The following is a 4,321-nucleotide window of genomic DNA, read 5'->3' as shown; positions in this document are numbered from 1 at the left end:
TCACCTCTACATCCACAATTTCGCTACCAATATTAAAAGTAAGGACATCTCCTAGACCCAGTTGCATGCGCATCGCAATGCTCTTTTCGATTGAGACTTCATAAGGTCGAACAGACTCTGAGTCCTTGCTGTTGTCTAAATCAAACCATTGTCCTTCAACAATTTTACTGCCTGTTTGTAAATCATTGCTCCAAGTTAAATTGGCTTCTCGACCCAGACCATCACGCCCTGTTTGCGGTTTATCTGAATCTTCTTTAGATACGGCGGTACGCACTTTTTCTTCATTCACCGCTACAAATCGACCTCGAACCACAGGATAGAAGCTTTTTATATCAACTTGGCTGTCTGCAAAATGTTGTTGTAGGTCTGGTAGTTGCGCATGGCTAACATTCACTAAAAAGTAATTTGGGGTACCTTCTGGAAGCTGATCCTGCCATTGGGTGACCATATCATTGCGCATTACTAACACCACCAGCAATAGCATAATGGTTACCGCAAAGCTGATAAGTTGCACACTGTTGTCCATTGCACGGCGATGAATTCGCGCCCATGCCAGTTGCCAAGCGCCCATTTTACCTTGACCTAGTTTGCGTCCGGCCCAAATCAGCACATAAGTGACTGCTAGTAGACTCACCACTAAAACAATGCCTGAAACAAATAAAATTGCGCTGACTTTTAGGTTTTGACTATAGGCCAGCATAAGCAGAAAAATCGCGCCACCTGAGGCGACAAACTGAATCAAACGCGAACTTAAATTGGCTCCTAAATCCCGGCGCAATACTCTAAGAGGAGAGACCGAAAACAATTTCATCAAGGGATATAAAGAAAACAATACCGCACAAACCGTACCGGTAAAGATGGCAATTATCAGTGGTCGCCAATGCCACACATCAATCGACACATCGACCTGATCGGCCACCGCAGTCACCACTAGTTGCTGAATAACAAAGCCTAAGATTGCACCTATTGTGATCCCTAGGGCGGTAATAAATAAAATCTGCAGTAAATAAATTTGTTGCACCATTTTTTTAGGTGCACCTAAAGTTTTCATAATGGCCACAGGGTCGTAATGGCGCATACTATACCGCTGCGCAGCCACAGCAATTGAAACAGCCGCTAAAACAATGGCTAACAAGCTTGCTAATAAAAAGTATTGCCCTGCTCTACCAACCGCTTGTCCAATACCCGATTCGTCGTCTTCAATTGAATTCCAATTGTGAATTTCTCTATCAAGCTGTGGCTCTAACCAAGTGTAATAATCATCCAAATCGGCGCTATTGCCAGTAAAAAAATAGCTGTAGTCAATTCTACTTCCTGGGCCTTCCACTTTGGCCGCCGCTAAATCACGCTTTGAAATCAGAACTTTGGGATCACCTCCAAACACACTGAACCCTGCATCTGGCACTTCCGTAAGCACCTTAGTAACAATAAATTCTTTTTCCCCTACTTCGATGTTATCGCCTACAGCAATTGCCAAAGTTTGGAACAATTGAGATTCAATCCACGCTTCTCCTGAAGCAGGAAGGCGGTCTATCGCCATTCCTTGCACAAAAGGTTTTTCGGCAACTTTCACTTTACCTTTTAATGGATAGCCGCTATCTGCGGCTCTTAAATCAACTAAATCCATTTGTTCGTTGGCAAACACCATAGAGCGAGCGTAAGTTTGGTGGGCAGTGTTTAGACCCATTTCTTGGGCTTTTTCGATCCAAGCTGGGTCAGCGGGATTATTAGAATTGAGCACTCTATCAGCGGCTATAAATTCGGCGCTTTTCTCAGTAAGGGCGTATTTAAGCCTTTCACTAAATAGAGATAACGACAAAACAGAAGCAACCGACAAAATTATTGCCAGCAGGATAATAGTCAACTCGCCTCGTTTGGTTTCATGACGAAATAATCGCCATGCCAAACTCAAAGTATGATTAGTCATAGCACTAACCTACTTGTCGAGCAGCTTGCTCATTTTCAGACTCAGGGAATACTTCTGCTAGCTCACCTGCTTGCATATGCAGTTGACGTTGGCATTTATTTGCCAGCTCTGGATCATGAGTCACCAAAACCAAAGTGGTGTTAGAATTTTTATTTAATTCAAACAAAAGCTTTTCAATTTTATCGCTATTGGCTGCATCAAGGTTACCCGTTGGTTCATCGGCAAATAAAATTTTTGGCTCGGAAATAAACGCTCTTGCAATAGCAACACGTTGTTGCTCACCACCCGATAATTGATTGGGGTAATGGCTGGCTCGATGATCCAAACCTACTAAGGCTAAAATATCCATGGCGCGTTTTTTAGCATCGCTGTGTCCGGCAATTTCAGCGGGCAACATGATATTTTCAATAGCGGTTAAACTTTGCACTAGCATAAAGCTTTGAAAGATAAAGCCGACTTTTTCGCCTCTTAGTTGCGCACGTTGCTCTTCATCCATATTTTGCATGGCTTGATTATCAAGATAAATCTCGCCAGAAGACACTTCATCTAATCCCGCCAACAGGCTCAGTAAGGTTGATTTTCCGGAGCCCGACGCGCCTACTATGGCAATCGACTCACCCGCCTTGACTTCAAAGCTAATTGGCTTGAGGATCTGTAATTGCCCTTGAGTCGTATTGACAGTTTTGCTAATACCATTTGTCTTAATCATAGTTGTTGGAGTCATAGTGCCGTTTCTTAATACTTATTCGTTACGAATTAAAATTGTTTTGTTATTTGTTGTAATACGTTTGTTACTGATCCCGGATCAGTTGCACGCCAAAGAAACAAAATTACTAATTTTGGGTGATAGCCTAAGCGCTGCCTATGGTCTAAAGCAAGAGCAAGGGTGGGTAAGTTTGTTACAAGATGCGTGGCAAGATCAAGATGTAAATGTGATAAATGCAGCTATTAGCGGTGAAACCACAGATGGTGCCCTAGCCAGGTTGCCAAGATTATTAGAACAGCATCAGCCCACCCATATTTTTGTGGAACTAGGCGGAAACGACGGTTTGCAGGGCCATCCTATAAGTAAAATACGCGGTAATTTAGAAGAAATAATCCAGCTATCACAAAAAGATAAAGTAAAAGTCATACTACAACAAATGCAAATACCCACTAATTATGGAACAAGATATACTAAAATGTTCACTGCTAGTTACACCCAGCTCGCCGAAAAACATGCACTAACCTTACTTCCTTTCTTTTTAGAAAACATCGCCTTAGATAAGAGTTTAATGCAGCGAGATGGCATCCATCCAACAGCCGAAGCGCAAATTATTATCGCCAAAGAGATGCAAAAAACATTGGGTGGAGTCATATTTCCCTAGCAGACTAAAAAACAAACAACTAGAATAAATAGCGTTACAAAGCCATTCTATTCAAAATAGGAGGAAGGTATGGAAATTAGTTCATCAGGTGCTGGTTCACTCGCACAGGTTGCACCGACTCAAACTGGCTCTGCGCAGCAAGTTAATCGAGCCGAACAACAAGCTGTACTAGAATCGCCAGCCCCGCAAGAAAGTCAGCCCGCGGCAAGTCCCGCGCCCGAGCAACGGGTCGGCACTGTTGTTGATGTAAGCGTGTAAAATAATACTTCGCGCAATAAAAAACCGAGTAAATACACTCGGTTTTTTATTGGCTGCTTGCCCCCTAAGGGCGCACATACTGCTTAGGTTTATCGGTTTGTAACAGCATATAGCGGTCTCTTAGTTTAGTTTGCCTAGACTGCATTTCAATAGGCTCTCCCGCTACTAATACTGTGTCTGCCGCCTCTGTTACCTCCAGAGGATCACCCGACCAAATCACCACGTCTGCGACCTTTCCTGCTTCTAGGCTACCCAACTTATCATCAATGCCATACACCTTAGCGACATTGATCGTTAAAGCAGCTAATCCTTGTTGCCAACTCAGTCCATTAGCAACAGCATTGCCTGCATGTTGTCTGGCCAAGCGGATGTTGTGAGTTTCCATACCAATGCTTACCGAAACACCTGCGTCAGCTAACCTGCCAGCATTTTTTAAGGTCGCGCCTAATTGATCAAAACCAAAAGGCAGGTTGGCCTCGGGGTTGAGGATCACTGATATGTTGTTGTCCGCTAACTCCTTGGCCACGCGCCAACCTTCAGTGGCATAGGAAATCACAATATTCAATTGCGGTTGACGTTGTTTAAGGGCAATAACCTGCCTGATATCTGCCGTTCTACGGGCATCCACCAATAGCGGTATCTCGCCCTTCACCACTGGGATCAATGATGCAATGTCTGCGCGGCCCTCGGACACTGCCTTGACTGATTGCAAATGTTGGTCTGTGTGCAGTCGGTTTTCGAACCAGAACCCCAACGGCTTCACATGCCA

5 protein-coding genes are annotated in these 4,321 nt (G+C 43.9%); 2 read left to right on the top strand and 3 right to left on the bottom strand.

The genetic code is table 11. The features are described 5' to 3' along the window. Nucleotides 1-1,927, bottom strand: a 1,927-nt coding sequence (locus Q0688_RS07430; protein ID WP_299074709.1) for an FtsX-like permease family protein, incomplete at its 3' end; no start/stop codon positions are given. 4 nt (nt 1,928-1,931) lie between these two features. Further along, on the bottom strand, nt 1,932-2,651 hold the full coding sequence (locus tag Q0688_RS07425; protein WP_299074707.1) for an ABC transporter ATP-binding protein: 720 nt from the start codon (nt 2,649-2,651) through the stop codon (nt 1,932-1,934). Between the two features lies 1 nt (nt 2,652). Here Q0688_RS07425 and Q0688_RS07420 point away from each other — a divergent pair, with 1 nt between their 5' ends. Further along, a complete protein-coding gene (locus Q0688_RS07420; protein ID WP_299074705.1) occupies nt 2,653-3,294 on the top strand; it encodes an arylesterase in 642 nt (213 codons plus the stop codon). A 69-nt stretch (nt 3,295-3,363) separates the two neighbouring features. Beyond that, nucleotides 3,364-3,552, top strand: coding sequence for a hypothetical protein (locus Q0688_RS07415; protein ID WP_299074703.1), 189 nt, complete (start codon nt 3,364-3,366; stop codon nt 3,550-3,552). Between the two features lie 64 nt (nt 3,553-3,616). Here the strand turns inward: Q0688_RS07415 and Q0688_RS07410 are convergent. Next, the coding region (locus tag Q0688_RS07410) for an amidohydrolase family protein (protein WP_299074701.1) at nt 3,617-4,321 on the bottom strand (705 nt) is incomplete at its 5' end.

This window comes from uncultured Paraglaciecola sp. (assembly GCF_937123705.1).
Classification (GTDB): Bacteria; Pseudomonadota; Gammaproteobacteria; order Enterobacterales; family Alteromonadaceae; genus Paraglaciecola.
Note: the sequence above shows the minus strand (reverse complement) of the source record. Positions and strands in the feature narration are given on the sequence as shown.